The following is a 19674-nucleotide window of genomic DNA, read 5'->3' on the forward strand; positions in this document are numbered from 1 at the left end:
CCTATAGTATGCCTAATCTCAGCGCGGGCGTGAGCCACGGGGGTGGCTATTGCGCCGTGTTCGGCACGGTGTAATCCACCACGGAGTATTCCTGCAGCTTGGCCAGCTTGTGTACTGAGTCGATGTAGCGGATCGTGCCGGACTTCGAGCGCATAACCAGGGAGCGGGTGGTAGCACCGTTGGAACGGTAGGACACTCCGCGCAGCATATCGCCGTTGGTCACACCGGTAGCTGCGAAGTAGCAGTTTTCAGATGAGACCAGGTCATTCGTGGTCAGCACGCGGTCCAAGTCGTGGCCTGCAGCGCGAGCCTTTTCCGCCTCTGCCTCATCCTTCGGCCACAACTTGCCCTGAATCTCCCCGCCCATGCACTTCATGGCGCAGGCGGTGATAATGCCCTCTGGGGTACCGCCAATGCCCATCATCATGTCGATAGAGTTGGAGTCTTGGCAGGTGGCAATAGCGCCGGCAACATCGCCATCCATAATCAGCCGCACCTTGGCACCCGCGTCGCGGATATCCTGGATCAGCTGCTCGTGGCGCGGACGGTCCAGGACCACCACGGTGACCTCTTCGGTGCGGATGCCCTTGGCTTTGGCCACGGCCTCCACGTTGTCCTTGACGGAGGCCTCGATGTCAATAACCCCAACGGCTTCCGGGCCCACGGCAATCTTGTTCATGTAGAACACTGCGGAAGGGTCAAACATGGTGCCGCGCTCAGCGGCGGCAATCACGGAAATCGCGTTGGGGCGGCCCTCTGCCATCAGGCGGGTGCCGTCCACGGGATCAACGGCAATGTCCATGGCCGCGCCCTGGCCCGTGCCCACCTGCTCACCGTTAAAGAGCATGGGGGCCTCGTCCTTTTCGCCTTCGCCGATGACCACCACTCCGTTCATTTCTACGGAGTTGATGAGCTTGCGCATGGCATCCACGGCGGCGCCATCGCCTTCATTCTTCATTCCGCGCCCGACCCAGCGGCCCGAGGCCAGGGCGGCGGCTTCCGTCACCCGCACCAACTCCATGGCGAGGTTGCGATCGGGCATGTAGGACGTATTATCCGCTGAAACAGTCATGGGTTGGACGCTCCTTGGCAAGGTAGGGGGTGGTCGATAACATCCCCTTCATTGTTACACTTTTGCCCGGCTTGAACCCACCACTACACCCGAATGGGGAAGCGGCAGCTCACATGGAGTAAATGGGGCACCCTATGGGTATCCATGCCATACTTAGGAGCCGTGGCTGAAGAAAAACCCAAGATCTTTGAAGGCGGCCGGGACATGGTTCTGTCCTTGGGCGTGACCGTGCTCATGATGTTGGTGGTGGTGGGCGCAACCGGGCTGTGCACCATCAACCCGGAAGAAACCGACTACGCGCGCTCCAATCCCGTGGACTCGCGGACCTTCATCGACCTGGAATCGCGCACAACAGATACCCCACTGCGCCACCCTGACGTACCGGAAGGGTGGAGCCCCAATTCGGCCCGGCGCACTAGCCTAGCTGGGCAGAGCGCGGCCGTCGTTGGCTGGGTTACTGCCCAGGATGGCTTTGTCCAAGCCGCGCAAACCTCCGTGGAACTGGAGGACGCCCTGAAAAACTATGACGGCAACTACCGCGGGGAGCGCAGCACCATCGACGTCGACGGCACTCCGGTACAGGTTTATGCCAGTGATGAGCGCGGCGTGCGTGAGCTGTGGGGCTTCGATCTAGGCGATGCCCGCGTGATCCTCACCGGTTCTGCCTCTGAGGATGACTTCCGTACCCTGGTGCGTGCCTTCCGCGCCGCTGCGCCCTTAGCTCGCCCTTAGTTGGCCCTAAGCTGGCCCTTAACGGGAGCGGAAAGTCACTGACTCCACCTGGCCTTCCATGTCGGTGCGGACGTCGATGAGCTCGTGGGCCGTTTCCGGGGTAATACGATCCTTGCCGCAAAATACCAAGACTCTCTCCCGGGAAACCCCTGGGGTGATGGTGATGGCGGTGACCCCGGCGGCATCGTCAAGCTGCAGCACAATTGCATCGTGAAAGTAGCCCACCTGGGTGGCACTGCTGGTGTGGGGCGGGCCAAAAAACTCCTCCACTAGCGAGCGTGGATCCCCAAAGAGAATAGAACCGGCGGAGCCAGAAGCGGAGACAAAGTCCACCCGCTGGCCCGGATAGCCGTGAATCTGCATGTTTAGGACTCCTCCTTTGCAGCGCCCAGCGCGGCCTCGACCCGGCGCGAAGCCCCATCGAGGTGGTCCTCGCACGCCTTAGCTAGCGCTTCGCCGCGCTCCCAATACTTCAGTGACTCATCGAGCCCCATCTGGCCTAGCTCGAGGATCTTGACGGTCTCTATGAGTTCCTGGCGCGCTTGCTCATAACTGAGCTCTTCTACCGGCGGGAATGCGTCTTGGCCCGGGGTGCCGGTGGCGATGGTGTGCTCGGACATGGATGCTCCTTCAGCGGGGTTGTTTACACGGTTTTAACAGTCGGTGTGTGTGCGATTGATGGGTAGCGTAAGGCTGGGCTCAGTCTACCCGCCTAGTCGGCCGGGGTAGCCGCCATGGAAGCGGCGGTTATAGAGCCATCGCCCACGCGGATGCGCAGCTGGCTGCCCGGTGGGGCTTGCTGATACGACGTGACCACTTCCGGCCCAGAACCATCACGGGGGAGTACCTGCACCACGGAATAGCCGCGCGCCAACGTGGCGGCTGGGCCCAGCGCGCCCACCTGGTTGCGCAACGCCTCGATTCGACTGCGCTCTTGGCGCAGCTGGTGGGTGAGCTCCCGGCGGGCCAGTTGGCGTAGGCGGTCTAGCTCCTCCTGGGCGGCCTCAATTGGTGCATATGGATTCGCGAGCACCGGCCTTGAACGCAGCGCATTGAGCTGGGAGCGCTCCCGGTCCACCCAGCCGCGCAGGGCAGCCGCCATGCGTGAGCGCGCCGTGGCTAGCAGCTCGCGTTCCTCCAGCACGGAAGGGACTACGCGCTTGGCGGCATCGGTAGGCGTAGCCGCCCGCAAGTCCGCCACATTATCCAGGACTGGATTGTCTGGCTCATGGCCAATGGCCGAAACCACCGGCGTGCGCGCGGCAGCCACCGCGCGCTGCAGGGCCTCATCTGAAAAGGGCAGGAGATCCTCCACGGAACCCCCACCACGGGCAATGATGATGACATCGACATCCGGGTCAGCATCCAAGGTTTGGAGGGCCGCAATTACGGACGCCACCGCCTGCGTGCCCTGCACCGCGGCATTTTCTACGCGGAAGCGCACCGCCGGCCAGCGGTCCTGGGCCACCGAAATGACATCGCGCTCCGCATGGGAGCCGCGCGAGGTAATCAGACCAATACAGCCTGGCAGATAGGGCAGCGCTCGCTTGCGCTCCGGGGCAAATAGGCCCTCTGCCGCCAAGGACTTACGCAATAACTCGATTCGGGCCAACAGCTCGCCAATGCCCACCTGGCGAATCTCATCAACCATGAGGGAAAACTCGCCGCGGCCTTCATAAAAATTAGGCTTGCCGTGGACAATGACCCGGCCGCCCTCCTGCGGCCGCGGCTGCAGTGCCGCAAATTGGCGGGTAGGTATCCGCAACGCAAGGGACTTGTCCTGCTGCACGTCGCGCAGCGTAATGAAGGCAAAGGCCCACGTGGACTTAAAGCTAATCTGTGCTAACTGCCCCTCTACCCACAGATAGCCCAGGCGCTCAATCCAGCCCTTGACCTGTTCGTTGACCCGCGCGACCGGCCAGGGGGCTTCTGGAGTGGAGCTGGCACGTGCCATAAAAGTGACCTACCTTAGATTTCAGCGTGATAACCGGGGTGCTCACCCAGTGTATTGTTTACTGCTTTAACTCGGTACTCTGGGGGACATGACTGATGCAGGCAAGAATGTTCTCCTCGCAGCCCCCCGCGGCTACTGCGCCGGCGTAGACCGTGCAGTAGAAACAGTAGAAAAGGCCCTGGAGAAGTACGGAGCCCCCATCTATGTGCGCAAGCAGATTGTGCATAATCGCTACGTGGTGGAATCCCTCGCTGAGCGCGGCGTCATCTTTGTCGACGAGGCCTCCGAAGCCCCCGAAGGCGCGCACCTGGTCTTTTCTGCCCACGGTATTTCTCCCGCCGTGCGCGAGGAGGCCGAAGAACGCAAGCAGCTCACGCTGGATGCCACCTGCCCATTGGTCACCAAGGTGCACAACGAGGCCCGCCGCTTCCACCGCGATGGCTACCACATCTTGCTGGTAGGACACGAAGGCCACGAAGAAGTAGAAGGCACCGCGGGCGAGGCTCCGGAGGTCACTCACCTGGTTGATGGGGTAGAAGGGGTGGCCAAGCTGCCGGAATTTTTGCAGAATGAGAAGCTGATTTGGCTGTCCCAAACCACCTTGTCTGTGGATGAGACCGTGGTGATTGTCAATGAGCTGCGCAAGCGCTTCCCGCACTTGGAGAACCCCCCTTCAGACGATATTTGTTACGCCACCCAGAACCGCCAAGAATCCGTCAAGGCCATCGCACCCAAGTGTGATCTAATGATTGTGGTGGGTTCCAAGAACTCCTCCAACTCCGTCCGTCTGGTGGAGGTGGCCCTCGACGCAGGCTCTAAAGACGCCCACCTGGTGGACTTCGCCCGCGAGATTGACGAGTCCTGGCTAGACGGCGTGCGCACCGTAGGAGTAACCTGTGGCGCATCCGTGCCCGAGCTGCTGGTGCGCGAGGTGTTGGAGTTTTTGGATCAGCGCGGTTATAGCAATGTGGAGCAGGTGACCACCTCCACGGAGACCATTACCTTCTCCTTGCCGCGCGACCTGCGCCCGGCTCGCACTAAGTAGCCTCGCATACAGCAAATATCCTTGCTCGCACCAAGTAGCCCTGCTTGCAGCAAGTAGCCGACGTTAGTGCCCGCCGTAGAGGTCCTCATCCAACCTGCGGCGGGCTGGCTTGGCCGATGCCGCCCGCTCCCCACGCTTGCGTGCGCTCAACTCTTCACGGTTGCGTGCGCTTAACTCCGCCACGGTCAGGCGGCGCGCCTTGGACGCGGAATCTCTGTTGCGGCGCTCTGCCACAGCGGTGGCGCGCCGGGTGGCGGTTTCACGCTCACGCAAGTTCTGGGTCACCTTATTGGCGTGCCACAGGCGCACGACGGCTAAGAGCGCGCAGGCCAAAGTGACTATCAACAGTGGTGGAAACAGTTCCGCCAGGGGATAGGCCGAGGCGGCCAGGGTGGTTAATGACCACATGCTGCCCCCCACAGCACCGCTGGCGATGAGGGCCCACCCGCCGAAGAGGACAAAGACCGCGAAGAGGGGCGGGATCGAAGCCACGGTGAGGAAGAGTCCACGCAGATTGACCAGAAACGTCGCCCCTAGGGCGCCTAACGCAAAACAGATAACGAAGCCCCAGGACATGTGCTGGCTAAACAGGGCGATAACCAGGCCCAGGCTGAGGAAGAACGCATGCAACCCGCAGGCGGAAGCCGTCTTCATGCCAGCGCGCAGCGTGGAGCCCGATCTGCTGGAGCGGCGGGGTGCTGGGGCTTTGGACATGGCATGAGACACAAAAAGTTATCTTACCGTGACCTCACCGCCGGCGGGCAAAGGCTAGCCGCAAGCCGCCACATGCTCGCTAACACTCCTTGCACAACCCCGGCCATTACTTGCGCAACGTGTCGAACACCTTCGTAGAAATCCGGTCGAAGACATCCTTGGTGCGGCTGTGGGAGCGCACCCGGGAAGGTTGGAGGGAGGCGTCCATATCCACTACGTCCTCCAAGGAACCCAGAGGGGCAGTGGCTGGGGGAGTGGAGGGGGAATCGGCAGACTGAGCCCTGGCAGCACGCTGCACCCGGCCTTCTTCTTCCGTATAGGTGCCAATGAGGTAGCCAGCCACCGTGGCAAACTCCAGATCCTCGGCCTTTTTCTCCCCGGACTGCAGCTGCAAAATATCCTGCAGGTAGCGCCACATCACCGCAAGCGTGGCCACCACCGGAACCGCCAGGAAAGAGCCAATCAGGTTAAACAGCGCAGAGCCAATGGTCACCGAAATCAACACCACCACCGGGTGCAAGTCCATAGCCTTGGACTGCAGCCAAGGGCTGAGCACGTTGCCCTCTAATTGCTGGACCACCAGGACCAAAATCAGCACAATGATCGCTTTGGTAAAGCCCAGGGAGATCAAGGTGATAATCACCGAAAGTGCCCCGGCAACAATGGCGCCCACGAAGGGGATAAACCCGGCGATGAAGGTGATAATGGCCAGCGCCAGCGCCATCGGCACCTGCAGGATGACCAACCCTGCGCCAATAAAGACGGCATCGATTGCAGAAACCATTGCCTGGGCGCGCACAAACCCGCCCAGGGTATTCCAGGAACGCGTCAGTACCTCGGTGAGGTGCCAGCCAGCCAAGCGGCCGGTGGTGCCGCGCAGCCAGCCCAAGAACTTATGGCCGTCCTTGAGGAAGAAGAAGGTTAACACCAACACGATAAATAGCGTGACCAGCACGGAGGTGGCCAAACCAATGCCGGAGAAGACGCCGCCGGCAATAGCGCCGGCTTGGTTTTGGATCCACCGGGCGGCCTCATCAACATAATTGCCCAGGTCTTCGCTATCAATGTTTAGTGGTGGTCCTTGGACCCACAGCTGCAGGCGCTGGATGCCCTCCACTGTTTGCAAATACAGCGTGTGTGATTGGCGGACAAAGTCCGGGGCAATGAAGGCAAAGAGGCCGCCGAATATGCCAAAGAAGAGCAGGATGCACAAGATGGCGGCAACCGCAGAAGGCAGGCCTGCCCGGCGTAGCTTACTGGCCAGCGGCGCCAAGACTGTACAGACGATGAGCGCCAGGAGCACCGGGAGAATGCCGCGCCAGAAGCTGCCCAGCATCTGCGATAGGGCATAGAGGAATGCACCAATGATAAACAGCCGCAGCGCCCATAGGGATGCAGCCTTGACCATGTCTGCCACCACCACCGAACGGTCTACCTGGTCCCCGGGTGGGTGCGGGGAAATGGAGGCGAGCAGCTCAGGATCAACTGAGCCGTCGAGCTTTGCGGAAAGCCGGACGTTAGGGGCCTGGGATGGTTGGTCAGAACTCACGAGACTATCTTGCCTGAAAACTTTGGCAGTGCGTTAGGATTGGGCCCGTGAGTCTTACACTTGGAATCGTCGGCCTGCCCAATGTGGGCAAGTCCACGCTGTTTAACGCCCTAACCCGTTCCGACATTTTGGCTGCGAACTACCCCTTCGCCACCATTGAGCCCAATGTGGGCTTGGTCGAGCTGGCCGATGCCCGCCTCAACCGTCTGGCAGAAATCTTCGGCTCCGAGCGCATTTTGCCAGCCACCGTGTCCTTTGTGGATATTGCCGGAATTGTGGAGGGCGCTTCCAAGGGTGAGGGTATGGGCAATGCCTTCTTGGCTAATATCCGGGAAGCGGACGCCATCTGCCAGGTGGTGCGCGCCTTTGCAGATGAGAACGTGATTCACGTCGACGGCAAGGTGGATCCGGCCCACGATATTTCCGTGATTAATACCGAGCTTATCCTCGCTGACCTGCAGACCATTGAAAAGGCCCTGCCGCGGTTGGAAAAGGAAGCCCGCAAGAACAAGGACCTGGCAGAGACTGTGGCCGCCACCAAGCAGGCCCAGGAGATTCTAGAAGATGACCGTACTCTCTTTGCTGCCGCGAAGAACGGGGAGATTGACCTGGCTTTGGTCCGTGAGCTGCACCTGATGACGGCCAAGCCTTTCCTTTATGTCTTCAACTCCGATGAGGCCGTGCTTGCCGATTCCGCCCGCAGGCAGGAGTTGGCAGAACTCGTTGCCCCTGCAGAGTGCGTCTTCTTGGATGCCCAGACGGAGACTGAGCTGCTGGAGCTGGATGAAGAAGAAGCCATGGAATTGCTCGAAGCGGTAGGTCAGACCGAGCCGGGGCTGGCCACCTTGGCCCGGGCCGGATTTGCCACCCTGGGACTGCAGACCTACCTGACGGCGGGCCCGAAGGAGGCCCGCGCCTGGACCATCAAGCAGGGCTCGGCCGCTCCGCAGGCCGCGGGTGTTATCCACACGGACTTTGAGAAGAAGTTCATCAAGGCGGAGATTGTGTCCTTCGAGGACTTGGACGCGGCCGGCTCGATGGCGCAGGCACGTACCGAAGGTAAGGTGCGCCAAGAGGGCAAGGACTACATCATGTGCGACGGCGACGTCTGCGACTTCAAGATTGGCGGCTAGAGCCGCCGTAGCCTGTTGGCGGTTAAGGCCGCCCGGGCGCTGTGCCACCCCTATATCTTTGCCACCCCTATATGAGGCCCCTATTTGGGTGTGCAGACCTTGACACGGCGGTGCGTAAGTGGTGAAATGCTTACCCGAAATAAGGCAAGCCTTAACTGTCTAGGCTGTTGACCTCCAGGAAGGATACCCATGCCCGCCGCCGTCGCCCCGGGGATCGACCGCTCAGAACAAATAGTGCTGGAGCGGTTTATGCAGCTTTCCATCGCTGCTGCCGTGGTTACCATCGCAGTGAAGATGGCCGCAGCCTGGGTTACGGGCTCGGTGGGCTTTCTTTCCGATGCCCTCGAATCCCTGGTCAATTTAGTTGCCGCTGTTGCCGGGTTTATTGCCCTGCGGGTGGCTGCCAAACCGGCAGATGAGGACCATCACTTTGGGCACGGTCATGCCGAATATGTCTCCGCCCTGCTCGAAGGCGCACTGATCTTTTTGGCCGCCGGTGCCATTATCTATACCGGTTTGGATCGCCTGTTGCACCCCCAGCCGCTGGAAGCCCCCGGGATGGGTCTGGTGCTGTCCGTGGCCGCTTCGGTGCTTAACTTGGTGGTGGGCTTGGTATTGTTGCGCGCCGGCAAGCGGTACCGCTCTGCCACGTTAAATGCCGATGGCCATCATTTGCTCACAGACGTGTGGACTTCTGCCGGGGTGGTACTGGGTGTAGCGGCGGTGTGGGCTACGGGTTGGGTATGGCTGGACCCGGTTATTGCCCTGGCTGTGGGCATTAATATCATTTGGACCGGCTACCGGCTGTCCCGGGCCTCGGTGCGCAGCTTGCTCTCAGAGGCCCTGCCCCCGGAAGAAAACCAGGCCCTTGATGAGTTATTGGACCACATTGCGGCGCAAGCCCCGGTGGAGTTTACCCAGCGGCGCACCATGGCCTCTGGCCGCCAGCGCTTTGTGTACCTAATTATGGATGTGCCTCCGCAGTGGTCGGTGCAGGCCTCCCATGAACATGCCGATATGGTCGAAGAACGCATTGATGGCCTCTTCCCTGGTGCGGAGGTCTTTATTCATGTTGAGCCTGCGGGCGTGCCACACCGGCGCCTGCGCGGGCCTTTTTAAGGAGGATGTATGAATCTGTTGGTCACGGCCTTTGAGCCCTTTGGTGGGCAGAAAATCAACCCCTCCCAGCAGATTTTGGAGTCCTTGCCGTCAACTATTGCCGGTGCCAACATTCATACGGTAGTGGTGCCCACTGTGTTTGCCACGGCAGGTCCGGCTGTGGTGCAGGCGGCCCAGCGCGAGTCTGCCGATGCCGTGGTCTGCCTCGGCCAGGCGGGTGGCCGGCCCCAGGTCTGCCCAGAACGGGTGGCCATTAATGTTGCCGATGCCCCCATTGCTGATAATGCTGGCGATACCCCCAGTGATCGCCCGATTGTGGCAGATGGCCCGGCGGCCTATTTTTCTACCCTGCCGATAAAAGCAATGGTCGCGGCCATGCGGGAGGCCGGGGTACCCGCGGAGGTATCAAATACTGCGGGAACCTTCGTATGTAACCACCTGATGTACTGGGTATTGCACCACCTGGATGTTCCGGCGGGTTTTATCCACGTGCCCTACTGCTTGGAGCAGGTGGTAGATGTAGCCCAGCCCGCGATGAGCGTGGCGGATATGACTCGGGGCATTAGTGCCGCCCTGGAAGCGTTGGTCCAGGGCAGGCAGGCACCCGCACAGGGGGCTGGGGCGCTGCACTAGCGGGCATCGACAAGCTCTGCCACACCCTGCTCAGCGTCATCCCACACCTGCTGGTCCTGCAGGCCAGCGCGCTTGGCCACCACGGTGGCAGCCAGGGCTTGGCCGGTAACGTTAACGGCGGTACGCCCCATGTCAATTATCGGCTCGACGGCCAGGAGCAAGCCTACGCCAGCTAGCGGCAAGCCCAGGGTAGACAGCGTCAAGGTGAGCATGACGGTAGCGCCGGTGGTACCCGCAGTAGCGGCAGAGCCGATCACGGAGACGAAGATGATAAGCAGGTACTGCGTCAGGCTCAGGTCAATGCCGTAGAACTGGGCAATGAAGATCGCGGCGATGGCGGGGTAGACCGAGGCGCAGCCGTCCATCTTGGTGGTTGCTCCCAGGGGGATGGCAAAGGAGGCGTATTCGCGGGGCACACCCATGGCGCGCTCGGTAAAGCGCTGGGTTACCGGCATCACGCCCATGGAGGAGCGGGTGACAAATCCCAGGGAGGTCACTGGCCAAATGCGCTTGTAGAAGCCCAGCACCGGGATACGGTTGAAGGCCAGCACGCCGGGGTAGACCACTAGGATGACCAGGGCCAAGCCTATGTACATGGCCAGGACAAACTTGCCCAAGGAGCTCAGTGCGTCCCAACCGTAGGTGGCTACGGCTGTACCGATTAGTGCTGCGGTGCCAACGGGGGCGAGGCGAATAATCCACCACAGGACTACCTGGATGACCTTGAGGAAGGACTCCGTAAAGCGCAAGAAGGGGTCTGCGGCCTCGCCGGCCTTGACTGCGGCAATGCCCAGGGCCAGGGAGATGACCAGCAGCTGGAGGGCACCAAAGCTTAAGGAGACTGAATCAGAGCCCAAGTTGGCATTTAGCCCCAGGAAGTTTGCCGGCACCAGTTGTTGTAAGAATGCGGTCCAGGAGCCGACGCGAGACGGATCAGCGGCGGTGGAGGCATCGACAGTAGTGCCCACGCCGGGGCGCATCACCAGGGCAACTAGGATGCCGACGATGACGGAGAAGAATGCCGTTATGGCAAACCACACCAGGGTAGAAATTGCCAGGGAGGCGGCGTTGGCCACCTTGCGCAAATTAGCTACCGAGGTGACTACCGCGGCGAAGATGAGCGGTGGGACCATGACCTTGAGCAATTGCACATAGGCGCTGCCTACACCGCCAAGCAGCTGGGTTAGCCAGCTGCCGTTGTCAGCATCAGGCTGGGAGGCATCCAGGTTGGCGGCAATAAAGCCCAGGATAAGCCCGATGATGAGGCCGGCGATGACCTGCGCGCCAAAGCCCGTGGCCCACCGGGGCAGGCGGGAAGAGTTATTCATAGAAAGTCCTTAACTGGAGGTTCTGTATTTGAGAGAGTCCATGCGTGGGGCAGGGCCAAGGGGGCCGAGCGCCACCAGCAGACCGACAATAATAGACCGATCGGTACGGAAGGTGTGAATAAAGCGGTTCACTCCGACAATCAACACCCTACCGCTTGACCGTATTCCCGACGTTGGTGGATCGGCAGAGAAGCGGCGCGCATAAGAAAGCGGGAGGGTGGGGAGGCATCGGCAAGCTTAAGGGCGGGTAAAGTAAGGCAATCCTTCCTGGGAATTGGGGGTGTAACCCGCTAGGTTGGACACATGTCTAGATTCAGTCCGCTCAACTGGCCGGTGGTACGGCAGCTCCGCGGCAGTGACCCGTTTGCGCGGGATGTCAACACCCAGTCGAAAAAGAGCCGTGAGCTTGACGGTCGCCTGGTTGAAGCAGACCGCGTGGTGCAATCGGTGTGCCCGTATTGTGCTGTTGGCTGCTCGCAGCGCGTGTACGTCAAAGATAACCAGGTCATTCAGATTGAAGGCGACCCAGATTCACCGATCTCGCGCGGGCGCCTGTGCCCCAAGGGTGCGGCGTCTGAACAGTTGGTCAACTCCGCAACCCGCCTGACCAAGATTAAGTACCGCGCGCCCTATGCCACCGAGTGGCAGGAGCTGGATACCGAGACCGCCATGGATATGATTGCGGACCGCTTTGTGGAATCCCGCAAGAATAAGTGGCAGGACGTTGATGAGCAAGGCCGTCCGCTGCGCCGCACCATGGGTGTGGCCGGGCTGGGCGGTGCGACCCTGGATAACGAGGAAAACTACCTGATTAAGAAGCTGTTTACCGCCACAGGGGCGATACAGATCGAAAATCAGGCGCGCATATGACACTCTGCCACCGTTCCTAGTTTAGGAACCTCGTTTGGCCGCGGCGGAGCGACCCAACCGCTGCAGGACATGGCAAATGCGGACTGCATTGTCATTCAAGGGTCCAACATGGCTGAATGCCACCCGGTGGGTTTCCAGTGGGTGATTGAGGCCAAAAAGCGCGGGGCTCGCGTGATCCATGTTGATCCGCGCTACACCCGTACCTCGGCGTCGGCGAACCGTCACATCGGGATCCGTGCTGGAAGTGACATTGTGCTCTTTGGTGCGCTGATCAAGTACTTCATTGATAATGACTTGTACTTCCATGACTACGTGGTGGCCTATACCAATGCCTCGGCCATTATCTCTCCTGATTTCCAGGACACCGAGGATCTAGATGGGCTGTTTTCTGGCTACGACCCGGAGACGGGCAAGTACGTCACGGATTCGTGGAGCTACGTTTCCAAGGAGGAGGGTTCTTCCTGGAACGTGGAAAAGGATGAGACTCTGCAGCATCCGAACTGCGTGTTCCAGATTCTCAAGCGCCACTATTCGCGCTATACACCGGAGATGGTGCAGGACGTTTGTGGTATTTCCCAGGAGGACTTCTACTACCTGGCGAACTCGATTGCGGATAACTCCAAGCCGGATCGCACCACGTGTTTTGCCTATGCTTTGGGCTTTACCCAGCACACGATGGGCGTGCAATTCATCCGCACCCTGGCCATCTTGCAATTGCTGATGGGCAACGTGGGTCGCCCGGGCTCGGGCATTATGGCCCTGCGCGGACACGCCTCCATCCAGGGCTCCACCGACATCCCCACCCTGTTTAACTCGCTGCCGGGGTATCTGCCCATGCCGCACGTGCAGGCGCAGAACTGGCAGCAATACCTGGATAGCTTCCGCAGTGAAGACCAAAAGGGTTTCTGGCAGATAGGGGAGAACTACGCGGTGAGTTTGATGAAGTCCTATTGGGGCGACGCCGCCACGGAGGAGAATAACTGGGGCCTGGACCTGATGCCGCGCATCAGTGGCGCGCACTCGACCTATGAGACCCTCATGGGCATGCTGGACCACGAGGTGGAGGGCTACATTGTCTTCGGGCAAAACCCTGCGGTGGCCCAGTCCAACGGTTCCATGCAACGCCGGGGCCTAGCCAACCTCAAGTGGTTGGTGGTGCGCGACTTCCAGGAGATTGAGACGGCTTCCTTCTGGTACGACTCCCCGGAGGTGCGCAGCGGCGAACTCAAGACGGAAGAAATTGGCACCGAGGTTTTCTTGATGCCAGCGGCCACCCACGTGGAAAAGGCTGGAACCTTTACTCAGACGCAGCGTATGCTGCAGTGGCGTTATCAGGCGGTGACTCCGCCGGGAGATGCCACCAGTGAGTCCTGGTTCTTCTACCACTTGGGGCGCAAGATTAGGCAGCGCCTGGCGGACTCGACGGATCCGCGGGATCTGCCGGTACAGCAGGTTACCTGGGACTACAAGGTGGATGCCGAGGGTGAGCCGGATAATGAGGAGATCCTCAAGGAGATCAACGGCTACTACCTGGAAGGTCCCCACGAGGGCGAGCTGTTGCCCGCGTTTACGGAGATGAAGGCCGACGGCTCTACCGCAGGTGGCTGCTGGATTTATACCGGCGTATTTAAGGACGGCATTAACCATGCCGCCAAGAAGGTGCCCGGTTCCCAGCAAAATGAGGTGGCTCCGGATTGGGGCTGGGTCTGGCCTGCGAACCGGCGGCTGCTCTACAACCGGGCATCGGCACGCCCGGATGGCACCCCGTGGTCCGAGCGCAAGAAGTATGTCTGGTGGGACGCGGAGTCTGGCCGCTGGACCGGCGACGATGTCCCGGACTTCCCGGTGACCAAGGACCCCAGCTACCGCGCGCCTGCCGATGCCGTGGGCCCTGCAGCTTTGAATGGTGATGACCCCTTCATCATGCAGTCCGACGGCCTGGGTTGGCTGTTTGCGCCGAAGGGTATTTCCGACGGGCCACTGCCGGCGCACTATGAGCCGCATGAGTCCCCGGTGCCTAATGCGGTCTACAAGCAGCAGCAGTCGCCCACGCGCCTGACCATCAAGCGCCCCGATAACCTTTCTCGGCCGCAGCCGGGGGAGCCGGGCGCGGACGTGTATCCGTTCATGTTCACCACCTACCGCTTGACGGAGATGTACACCTCTGGCGCAATGTCGCGGCGCCTGCCATTTTTGGCGGAGCTGCAGCCGGGCTTGTTCTGTGAGGTCTCCCCACAGCTGGCTAAGCTGCGCGGCTTGGAAAACGGCCAATGGGCCACCATCATCTCTCCCCGCGGAGCCATCGAGGCCCAGGTCCTGGTGACTGAGCGCATGCCGATGTTTAGCATCAACGGCCAGGACTACCACCAGATCGGGTTGCCGTTCCACTACGGCGACTCCGATACCACGGCGGTTACAGGTGATGGCGCTAATGACCTGCTGGGGCTGACCCTGGAGCCGAATGTGTTCATTCAAAACTCCAAGGTCTCCGCGTGTGACATCATCCCGGGGCGCCGCCCGCGGGGACAGGCGCGCGTGGATTTGGTCAAGGAATACCAACAGCGCGCGGGCCTGACTGTGGAGTCTGGAAATAACTTGGTGGATGTGGAGGACTCCTTCACCATCAACCCCGAGCCGGAACAGACCACGCACCCTGAGCCGGAAACGGCCACCCACTCGGAGCTGGAAAAGGAGGACCAGTAATGGCAAACCGCTTAGTCGAGGCCGGTCACGCCGCAGGCTATGACTCTTTCCAGCGCATGGCCTTCTTCACGGATACGTCCATCTGTATCGGCTGCAAGGCCTGTGAGGTGGCGTGTAAGGAATGGAACCGCAACCCCGTAGAGGGATATGGCGTTACTGGTAACTCCTATGACAACACCGGGTCCCTGGGCGCAAACACCTGGCGGCATGTGGCATTCGTGGAGCAAAATGAGCAGCGGATAACCCAAGCGCGCGAGGAAGGCCGCCAGCTGGTGGCCCTGGGCCTGCCTAGCGTAGGGGCGCCCGGGGTGTGGGCACCCAGCGTTGGGAAGCCAGGCGATGAGACGCCCGGCGATGGCGCGCCCACCATTCCGGACACCGATGACTTCCGCTGGCTGATGTCTTCTGATGTATGCAAGCATTGCACTAACGCGGGGTGCTTGGACGTGTGCCCGACGGGTGCGCTCTTTCGCACGGAGTACGGCACCGTGGTGGTCCAAGATGACGTCTGCAATGGCTGCGGCACATGCGTGGCAGGTTGCCCCTTTGGGGTGATCGAGCGGCGCGACGATGGCGGCGTGAGCCTCAAGACGGATAAAACCGCCACCGTGGAGCACCAGGATAATTCCCATGCCGGGGTCAATGTCCTGGCTAAGCTCAAGCAGCTGCGCCCACAGGGGCCCGATCACACCCCGGGTAAGGCCATGCCCATTAAGAACTTGGGCGTGGCGCAGAAGTGCACCATGTGTTACGACCGCCTCAAAGGCGGGGAGCAACCGGCGTGCGCCAAGACGTGTCCCACCACGTCTATTAAATTTGGGACATACGAGGCGATGTTGGCTGAGGCAAAGGCGCGCGTGGCCCAACTACATGAGCAAGGGCTCAGCGAAGCCCGGCTCTACGGTGCTAACCCTGCAGACGGCGTCGGCGGCACCGGCTCCATCTTCCTTCTGCTCGATGCCCCCGAGGTCTATGGTCTGCCGCCAGACCCGCGGGTGCCCACGGAGGACTTGCCCAAGATGTTTAAGACTGCCTGCAAGGCTGTGGCTGGATTCACCGCCGTGGTGGCGGCCTCGTTTGCGCTGGGAGGACACTAAATGCCGAATGAGTTTGACGAATATCGCCCGCCCCAGGAACCCCGCAAGCGGGGGCGCAAAGGCGGCCGCCAAGATGGTCGCAAAGGCGGTCACAACAGGAGCATCGGCGCCGGTGGCCAGGACGGCAGCAAGGAAGTCCGGGTAGCGGAAGACTTTGAGTTCTCCGATTACTACGGCAAGCCCGTGGTCAAGGCCCCGCCGTGGGAATGGCCGATTGGCGCCTATCTGTTCTTAGGCGGCGTGGCCGGCGGCAGTGCGCTGCTGGCCGCTGGTGCACAAGCAACGGGCAATGCACCGCTGCGCACCGCCACCCGACTGACGGCCTTTGGCGCAGCCGGAGCCGGTTCAGCCATGCTGGTGCTCGACCTGGGCCGCCCGGAGCGCCTGCTGAACATGTTCCGCGTGTTCAAGCTGAGTTCGCCCATGTCCGTGGGCTCCTGGATCCTGGCCAGCTTCGGCGCGGCATCCTCGCTGCCAGCGCTAAGCGAACTGGCACGGAAGCCGCTGCCGTTGGCTAATGCCGCGGGCATTATCGCCGGGGTCCTCGGCGGTCCTTTGGCCGCCTATACCGCGGTGCTGTTGGGCGATACGTCCAACCCTGTGTGGTCGGATACTCGCGGCCATTTGCCGTATGTCTTTGTCTCCTCGGCAGCGCTAGCCTCTTCGGGCGTGGCTATGGTGACCACCCCGGTGGCAAACGCCGCTCCCGCGCGTACCGTGGCCATGGTGGGCGCAGCCGCAGACCTCGCCGCCACGCGCAAGATGGAAGAGACTATGCAGCCAGAGACTGTGCGCCACCTGCACCGCACCAAGTTGATGAAGGCGGCTGAGGTCTTGGTGGCCGTGGGCGGCGTGGGCACGGTTGCAGCCGCGGTCACGAAGTCCAAGGCTGTGTCTGTGCTGGCAGGAGTGGCCCTGGCGGCAGGATCTTGTTGCACGCGCTTTGGCATCTTGGAAGCCGGCCTGGCATCCGCGCAAGACCCCCAGGCGGTCATTGGCCCGCAGTCGCGCCGCGCGAAGGAACGCCGGCAGTCCCAAGGGCTAGAAGGCGACGTCATTAGCACAAGCTAAACTAGCGGGCATGTCTCTAGCGCACTACAACAAGACCTCTTATGATTCGCCGCACCGGACGCGGGTGGGTTTGCCCCCCGGTCCGGTCTTCGTCGTGTTGGGCGTACTCAGTGGACTATATTTCTGGCTCACGGGCACCGTATGGGCGGTGACCGGGGAGTTTACCCGCCTGGGCGGCCATGTTGTGGCAGGTTTGGGCGCAGATATTTCTCAGTGGCAGTACTTCGCGGAAGTCACCACAATTAGCGGCAGCCCGCTGGAGCGCACCGATGGTTGGATTGTGGTAGCCATGTTGCTTGGATCACTAATAGCCGCACTGGCGGCGGGGGATTTCCGGTTGCGTTTTCCACGGCTAAAGCGCCGGTGGGTTCAGGCATTGTGCGGTGGCATCATCGCCGGCTTCGGGGCTCGCTTGGCCTTTGGTTGCAACCTGGCGGCCATGTTTACCGGCATCCCGCAGTTCTCCTTACACGCCTGGATTTTTACCCTGTTCACCGCGGTGGGCACCTGGGTGGGCGTCCAGATAATTAAGCAGCGTTGGTGGCGTGGTCCCACCCGCCCGCAGCCGGCAAACCAGGGGGAGTCTGCCGCTGCCGCCTCCTCCCGCACGTTGCATGTTGCCATTGCTGTGGCGCTGGCCGTAGCCACCCTTGGCGCGGCTGTCTGGTACCTGACTAGCGATAGGGCTTCGCTGGCGGTGGCTGTGGTCTTTGGTCTGGCATTTGGGGTGCTGATCCAGCGCGGGCAGATTTGCTTCACCGCGGCGTTTCGAGATCTGTGGGTCACGCGCAAGACGAAGCTAGCGGATTCCCTGGTGCTGGGCTTGGCCGCAGCGGTGGTGGTTACTTTTGTGGTGCTGCTGGCAACCGATGCCCAGCCGCTGACCAAACCGGCCGGCTGGGGCACCGTTATTGGCGGGTTCCTTTTTGGCCTCGGCATCATCTTTGCCGGTGCCTGTGAGACTGGCATGATGTATCGCGCCATGGAGGGCCAACTGGTGGCGTGGGTTGCGTTCGCGGGCAACATCGTGGGCGCCACGGTCTTGGCCTATGGGTGGGACCACTGGGGCATCCACGCCGCCCTAGTGGCCAACGCACCCAAGATCAACTTCTATGACGCCTGGGGGCCATGGCCGGCACTGGTGGCCTCCCTCGCGGCGCTGGCGGTATGGTGGGTGGCCATGAGCCCGCGTCGCGCTGACCGCAAGACTCGCTTGGAGTCCCAGTACCAGGTTGCCGCTTCCCCGGAAAGGAGCCTTAATGACAACTAGGCCTGACTTCACCCTGGATCTGTGCGGGGAGTCTTGCCCATATCCAGTTATCCACACCCTAGAGGCCTTGGAGGGCCTTGAACCCGGGCAGACCTTGGAGGTTACGACGGATTGCCCGCAAGCCTTCCGCAATGTGCCGGATGATGCCACCGCAGCAGGGCATGAGCTGGTAGGCACCCCGTCTCGCGTGGGTGCGCGCATGACCTTCGTCTTCCGTAGGGGCGAGGAGGCCATCACCCCTACGAAGACGTCGAAGACGTCCTGGTGGCGCCGGAATTAAACGATACGGATGCGCGGCTCGCCAGCAACAGTGCGGCCGATAACGGGGTAGCCGGGGACCTCGCCGATGATGAGCAGACCTCCGGAAGTCTGGGCATCGGCAAGAAAGACCAAGTCCTCCTCGCTAGCTGTGGTGTCCAGGTGGCTGCGCACCCACTCCAGATTGCGGCGAGACCCGCCGGGGACAAAGCCCTCGGCAAGGGCTTGCTTGGCGCCGGGAATCTCTGGAACGGCGTCTAACTCAATTTCGGCACCCACGCCGGAGGCGCGGCACATCTTGTAGAGGTGGCCCAGCAGCCCAAACCCGGTCACATCCGTGGCTGCCTTGACTCCGGCCTCGACCGCCAGGCGAGCTGCGCGATCATTCAAGGTAGTCATGGACTCCACGGCTTCAGCCGAGACCTCCCCGGTGGCCTTGTGCTTGTTGTTGAAGATGCCCACGCCGATTGCTTTGGTCAAGGTGATGGGCAGCCCGGCCGCGGCGGCATCGTTACGCATGAGTTTGTCTTCTGCAACGGTCCCGGTAACAGCCATGCCGTAGATGGGCTCCGGGGAGGTAATCGAGTGCCCGCCCGTCACGGAGATCCCGGCCTGAGTTGCCACATCCATGCCGCCGCGCAGCACTTCCCGCAAAATATCCAGGGGAAGGTCTGGCCAGCCCACCAAGTTGATTGCGGTCAGCGGGGTTCCGCCCATGGCGTAGACATCGGATAGCGCGTTAGCGGCGGCGACGCGGCCCCAGTCATAGGGGTCGTTGAGCATGGGAGTAAAGAAGTCTGCGGTAGAGATCACCGCAAGCCCGTCATGGAGACGCACAGCGGCGGCATCATCACCATCATCGAGGCCCACCAGGACATTTGGATCCGCGGTACCCACTAGGCCGGCAACAGCGCTTTCAAGTTGCCCAGCAGGGATTTTGCAGGCACAGCCGCCACCGGCGGCCAGGGAGGTCAAGGCGATAGGTTCCATGGGGTGCATCCTACCGTGTACAGTCTCTTCCTGGAGGCGTACGTGTCCTGGTGGGCGCCCCGGTCTTCAAAACCGGTGAAATCAAGTAGCTTGGTTTGGCAGGTTCGATTCCTGTCCGCCTCCGCCACTTGGGAAA

Annotated in this window: 18 protein-coding genes and 1 tRNA gene; 11 read left to right on the plus strand and 8 right to left on the minus strand. The window is 61.3% G+C overall.

The genetic code is table 11. From position 1 onward, the window contains the following. Positions 1-46: 46 nt before the first annotated feature. Entirely contained in the window at positions 47-1072 is a 1026-nt protein-coding gene (gene glpX, locus G7Y31_RS04125) for a class II fructose-bisphosphatase (protein ID WP_165007671.1), read from the minus strand. Positions 1073-1234: 162 nt separating this feature from the next. Here glpX and G7Y31_RS04130 point away from each other — a divergent pair, with 162 nt between their 5' ends. Continuing rightward, a complete protein-coding gene (locus G7Y31_RS04130; RefSeq protein WP_235923005.1) occupies positions 1235-1804 on the plus strand; it encodes a DUF4245 domain-containing protein in 570 nt (189 codons plus the stop codon). An 18-nt stretch (positions 1805-1822) separates the two neighbouring features. On the opposite strand, the gene G7Y31_RS04135 is transcribed toward G7Y31_RS04130, so the two are convergent. The 3 genes from G7Y31_RS04135 to xseA form a co-directional block, all read right to left on the minus strand. Continuing rightward, positions 1823-2167 carry a hypothetical protein gene (locus tag G7Y31_RS04135; RefSeq protein ID WP_165007665.1) on the minus strand — a complete coding sequence of 115 codons (345 nt, stop codon included), beginning with the start codon at positions 2165-2167 and terminating at the stop codon, positions 1823-1825. 2 nt (positions 2168-2169) lie between these two features. Further along, positions 2170-2424, minus strand: a complete 255-nt coding sequence (locus G7Y31_RS04140; RefSeq protein WP_165007662.1) for an exodeoxyribonuclease VII small subunit — start codon at positions 2422-2424, stop codon at positions 2170-2172. 92 nt (positions 2425-2516) lie between these two features. After that, the gene (xseA, locus tag G7Y31_RS04145) at positions 2517-3758 is read right to left on the minus strand and encodes an exodeoxyribonuclease VII large subunit (protein WP_165007657.1); all 1242 of its coding nucleotides are present in this window, start codon (positions 3756-3758) and stop codon (positions 2517-2519) included. Positions 3759-3846: 88 nt separating this feature from the next. Here xseA and G7Y31_RS04150 point away from each other — a divergent pair, with 88 nt between their 5' ends. Continuing rightward, complete coding sequence (locus G7Y31_RS04150; RefSeq protein ID WP_165007653.1) at positions 3847-4803, plus strand: 4-hydroxy-3-methylbut-2-enyl diphosphate reductase; 957 nt, start codon at positions 3847-3849, stop codon at positions 4801-4803. 63 nt (positions 4804-4866) lie between these two features. Here G7Y31_RS04150 and G7Y31_RS04155 read toward each other — a convergent pair whose 3' ends face one another. Both G7Y31_RS04155 and G7Y31_RS04160 read right to left on the minus strand, forming a co-directional pair. Beyond that, positions 4867-5457, minus strand: a complete 591-nt coding sequence (locus tag G7Y31_RS04155; protein ID WP_165007650.1) for a DUF6542 domain-containing protein — start codon at positions 5455-5457, stop codon at positions 4867-4869. A gap of 166 nt (positions 5458-5623) precedes the next feature. After that, positions 5624-7066, minus strand: coding sequence for an AI-2E family transporter (locus G7Y31_RS04160; protein WP_425321654.1), 1443 nt, complete (start codon positions 7064-7066; stop codon positions 5624-5626). A gap of 47 nt (positions 7067-7113) precedes the next feature. Between G7Y31_RS04160 and ychF the strand changes: the two genes are divergently transcribed. The 3 genes from ychF (at position 7114) to pcp (ending at position 9951) form a co-directional block, all read left to right on the plus strand. Next, entirely contained in the window at positions 7114-8199 is a 1086-nt protein-coding gene (gene ychF / locus G7Y31_RS04165; protein ID WP_165007647.1) for a redox-regulated ATPase YchF, read from the plus strand. Positions 8200-8388: 189 nt separating this feature from the next. After that, positions 8389-9318 carry a cation diffusion facilitator family transporter gene (locus tag G7Y31_RS04170; RefSeq protein ID WP_244977435.1) on the plus strand — a complete coding sequence of 310 codons (930 nt, stop codon included), beginning with the start codon at positions 8389-8391 and terminating at the stop codon, positions 9316-9318. Between the two features lie 9 nt (positions 9319-9327). Then, on the plus strand, positions 9328-9951 hold the full coding sequence (pcp, locus tag G7Y31_RS04175; protein WP_165007644.1) for a pyroglutamyl-peptidase I: 624 nt from the start codon (positions 9328-9330) through the stop codon (positions 9949-9951). Here the strand turns inward: pcp and G7Y31_RS04180 are convergent. After that, the gene (locus G7Y31_RS04180; RefSeq protein WP_165007641.1) at positions 9948-11279 is read right to left on the minus strand and encodes a dicarboxylate/amino acid:cation symporter; all 1332 of its coding nucleotides are present in this window, start codon (positions 11277-11279) and stop codon (positions 9948-9950) included. The genes pcp and G7Y31_RS04180 overlap by 4 nt on opposite strands. 303 nt (positions 11280-11582) lie before the next feature. Here G7Y31_RS04180 and fdnG point away from each other — a divergent pair, with 303 nt between their 5' ends. The 5 genes from fdnG to yedF are packed head-to-tail and all read left to right on the plus strand — an operon-like array spanning position 11583 to position 18570. Beyond that, positions 11583-14852 (plus strand): formate dehydrogenase-N subunit alpha, encoded by a 3270-nt coding sequence (gene fdnG / locus G7Y31_RS04190; RefSeq protein WP_244977436.1) that lies wholly within the window; start codon positions 11583-11585, stop codon positions 14850-14852. Next, positions 14852-15949: a 4Fe-4S dicluster domain-containing protein gene (locus tag G7Y31_RS04195; protein ID WP_165007630.1), complete on the plus strand. Its 1098-nt coding sequence runs from the start codon at positions 14852-14854 to the stop codon at positions 15947-15949. The genes fdnG and G7Y31_RS04195 overlap by 1 nt, the downstream gene beginning before the upstream one ends. Further along, entirely contained in the window at positions 15950-17020 is a 1071-nt protein-coding gene (gene nrfD, locus G7Y31_RS04200; RefSeq protein ID WP_165007627.1) for an NrfD/PsrC family molybdoenzyme membrane anchor subunit, read from the plus strand. A 10-nt stretch (positions 17021-17030) separates the two neighbouring features. Further along, positions 17031-18290, plus strand: a complete 1260-nt coding sequence (yedE, locus tag G7Y31_RS04205) for a selenium metabolism membrane protein YedE/FdhT (RefSeq protein ID WP_165007624.1) — start codon at positions 17031-17033, stop codon at positions 18288-18290. Further along, the gene (gene yedF, locus G7Y31_RS04210) at positions 18280-18570 is read left to right on the plus strand and encodes a sulfurtransferase-like selenium metabolism protein YedF (RefSeq protein ID WP_165007621.1); all 291 of its coding nucleotides are present in this window, start codon (positions 18280-18282) and stop codon (positions 18568-18570) included. The genes yedE and yedF overlap by 11 nt, the downstream gene beginning before the upstream one ends. On the opposite strand, the gene selD is transcribed toward yedF, so the two are convergent. Then, positions 18567-19538, minus strand: coding sequence for a selenide, water dikinase SelD (selD, locus tag G7Y31_RS04215; RefSeq protein WP_165007618.1), 972 nt, complete (start codon positions 19536-19538; stop codon positions 18567-18569). The genes yedF and selD overlap by 4 nt on opposite strands. A gap of 32 nt (positions 19539-19570) precedes the next feature. Here selD and G7Y31_RS04220 point away from each other — a divergent pair. Continuing rightward, positions 19571-19665 (plus strand) — tRNA-Sec (locus G7Y31_RS04220). The last annotated feature ends 9 nt before the right edge of the window (positions 19666-19674 follow it).

It is taken from the genome of Corynebacterium lizhenjunii (genome assembly GCF_011038655.2).
GTDB lineage: Bacteria > Actinomycetota > Actinomycetes > Mycobacteriales > Mycobacteriaceae > Corynebacterium > Corynebacterium lizhenjunii.

Bases quoted from the DNA above. Each gene is read 5' to 3' on its own strand.
- G7Y31_RS04135 (WP_165007665.1), bottom strand. From the start codon at position 2,167: ATGCAGATTCACGGCTATCCGGGCCAGCGGGTGGACTTTGTCTCCGCT.
- pcp (WP_165007644.1), top strand. From the start codon at position 9,328: ATGAATCTGTTGGTCACGGCCTTTGAGCCCTTTGGTGGGCAGAAAATC.
- G7Y31_RS04195 (WP_165007630.1), top strand. From the start codon at position 14,852: ATGGCAAACCGCTTAGTCGAGGCCGGTCACGCCGCAGGCTATGACTCT.
- G7Y31_RS04140 (WP_165007662.1), bottom strand. From the start codon at position 2,424: ATGTCCGAGCACACCATCGCCACCGGCACCCCGGGCCAAGACGCATTC.
- G7Y31_RS04180 (WP_165007641.1), bottom strand. From the start codon at position 11,279: ATGAATAACTCTTCCCGCCTGCCCCGGTGGGCCACGGGCTTTGGCGCG.
- selD (WP_165007618.1), bottom strand. From the start codon at position 19,538: ATGGAACCTATCGCCTTGACCTCCCTGGCCGCCGGTGGCGGCTGTGCC.
- xseA (WP_165007657.1), bottom strand. From the start codon at position 3,758: ATGGCACGTGCCAGCTCCACTCCAGAAGCCCCCTGGCCGGTCGCGCGG.
- yedE (WP_165007624.1), top strand. From the start codon at position 17,031: ATGTCTCTAGCGCACTACAACAAGACCTCTTATGATTCGCCGCACCGG.
- glpX (WP_165007671.1), bottom strand. From the start codon at position 1,072: ATGACTGTTTCAGCGGATAATACGTCCTACATGCCCGATCGCAACCTC.
- G7Y31_RS04155 (WP_165007650.1), bottom strand. From the start codon at position 5,457: ATGAAGACGGCTTCCGCCTGCGGGTTGCATGCGTTCTTCCTCAGCCTG.
- G7Y31_RS04150 (WP_165007653.1), top strand. From the start codon at position 3,847: ATGACTGATGCAGGCAAGAATGTTCTCCTCGCAGCCCCCCGCGGCTAC.
- yedF (WP_165007621.1), top strand. From the start codon at position 18,280: ATGACAACTAGGCCTGACTTCACCCTGGATCTGTGCGGGGAGTCTTGC.
- nrfD (WP_165007627.1), top strand. From the start codon at position 15,950: ATGCCGAATGAGTTTGACGAATATCGCCCGCCCCAGGAACCCCGCAAG.
- G7Y31_RS04170 (WP_244977435.1), top strand. From the start codon at position 8,389: ATGCCCGCCGCCGTCGCCCCGGGGATCGACCGCTCAGAACAAATAGTG.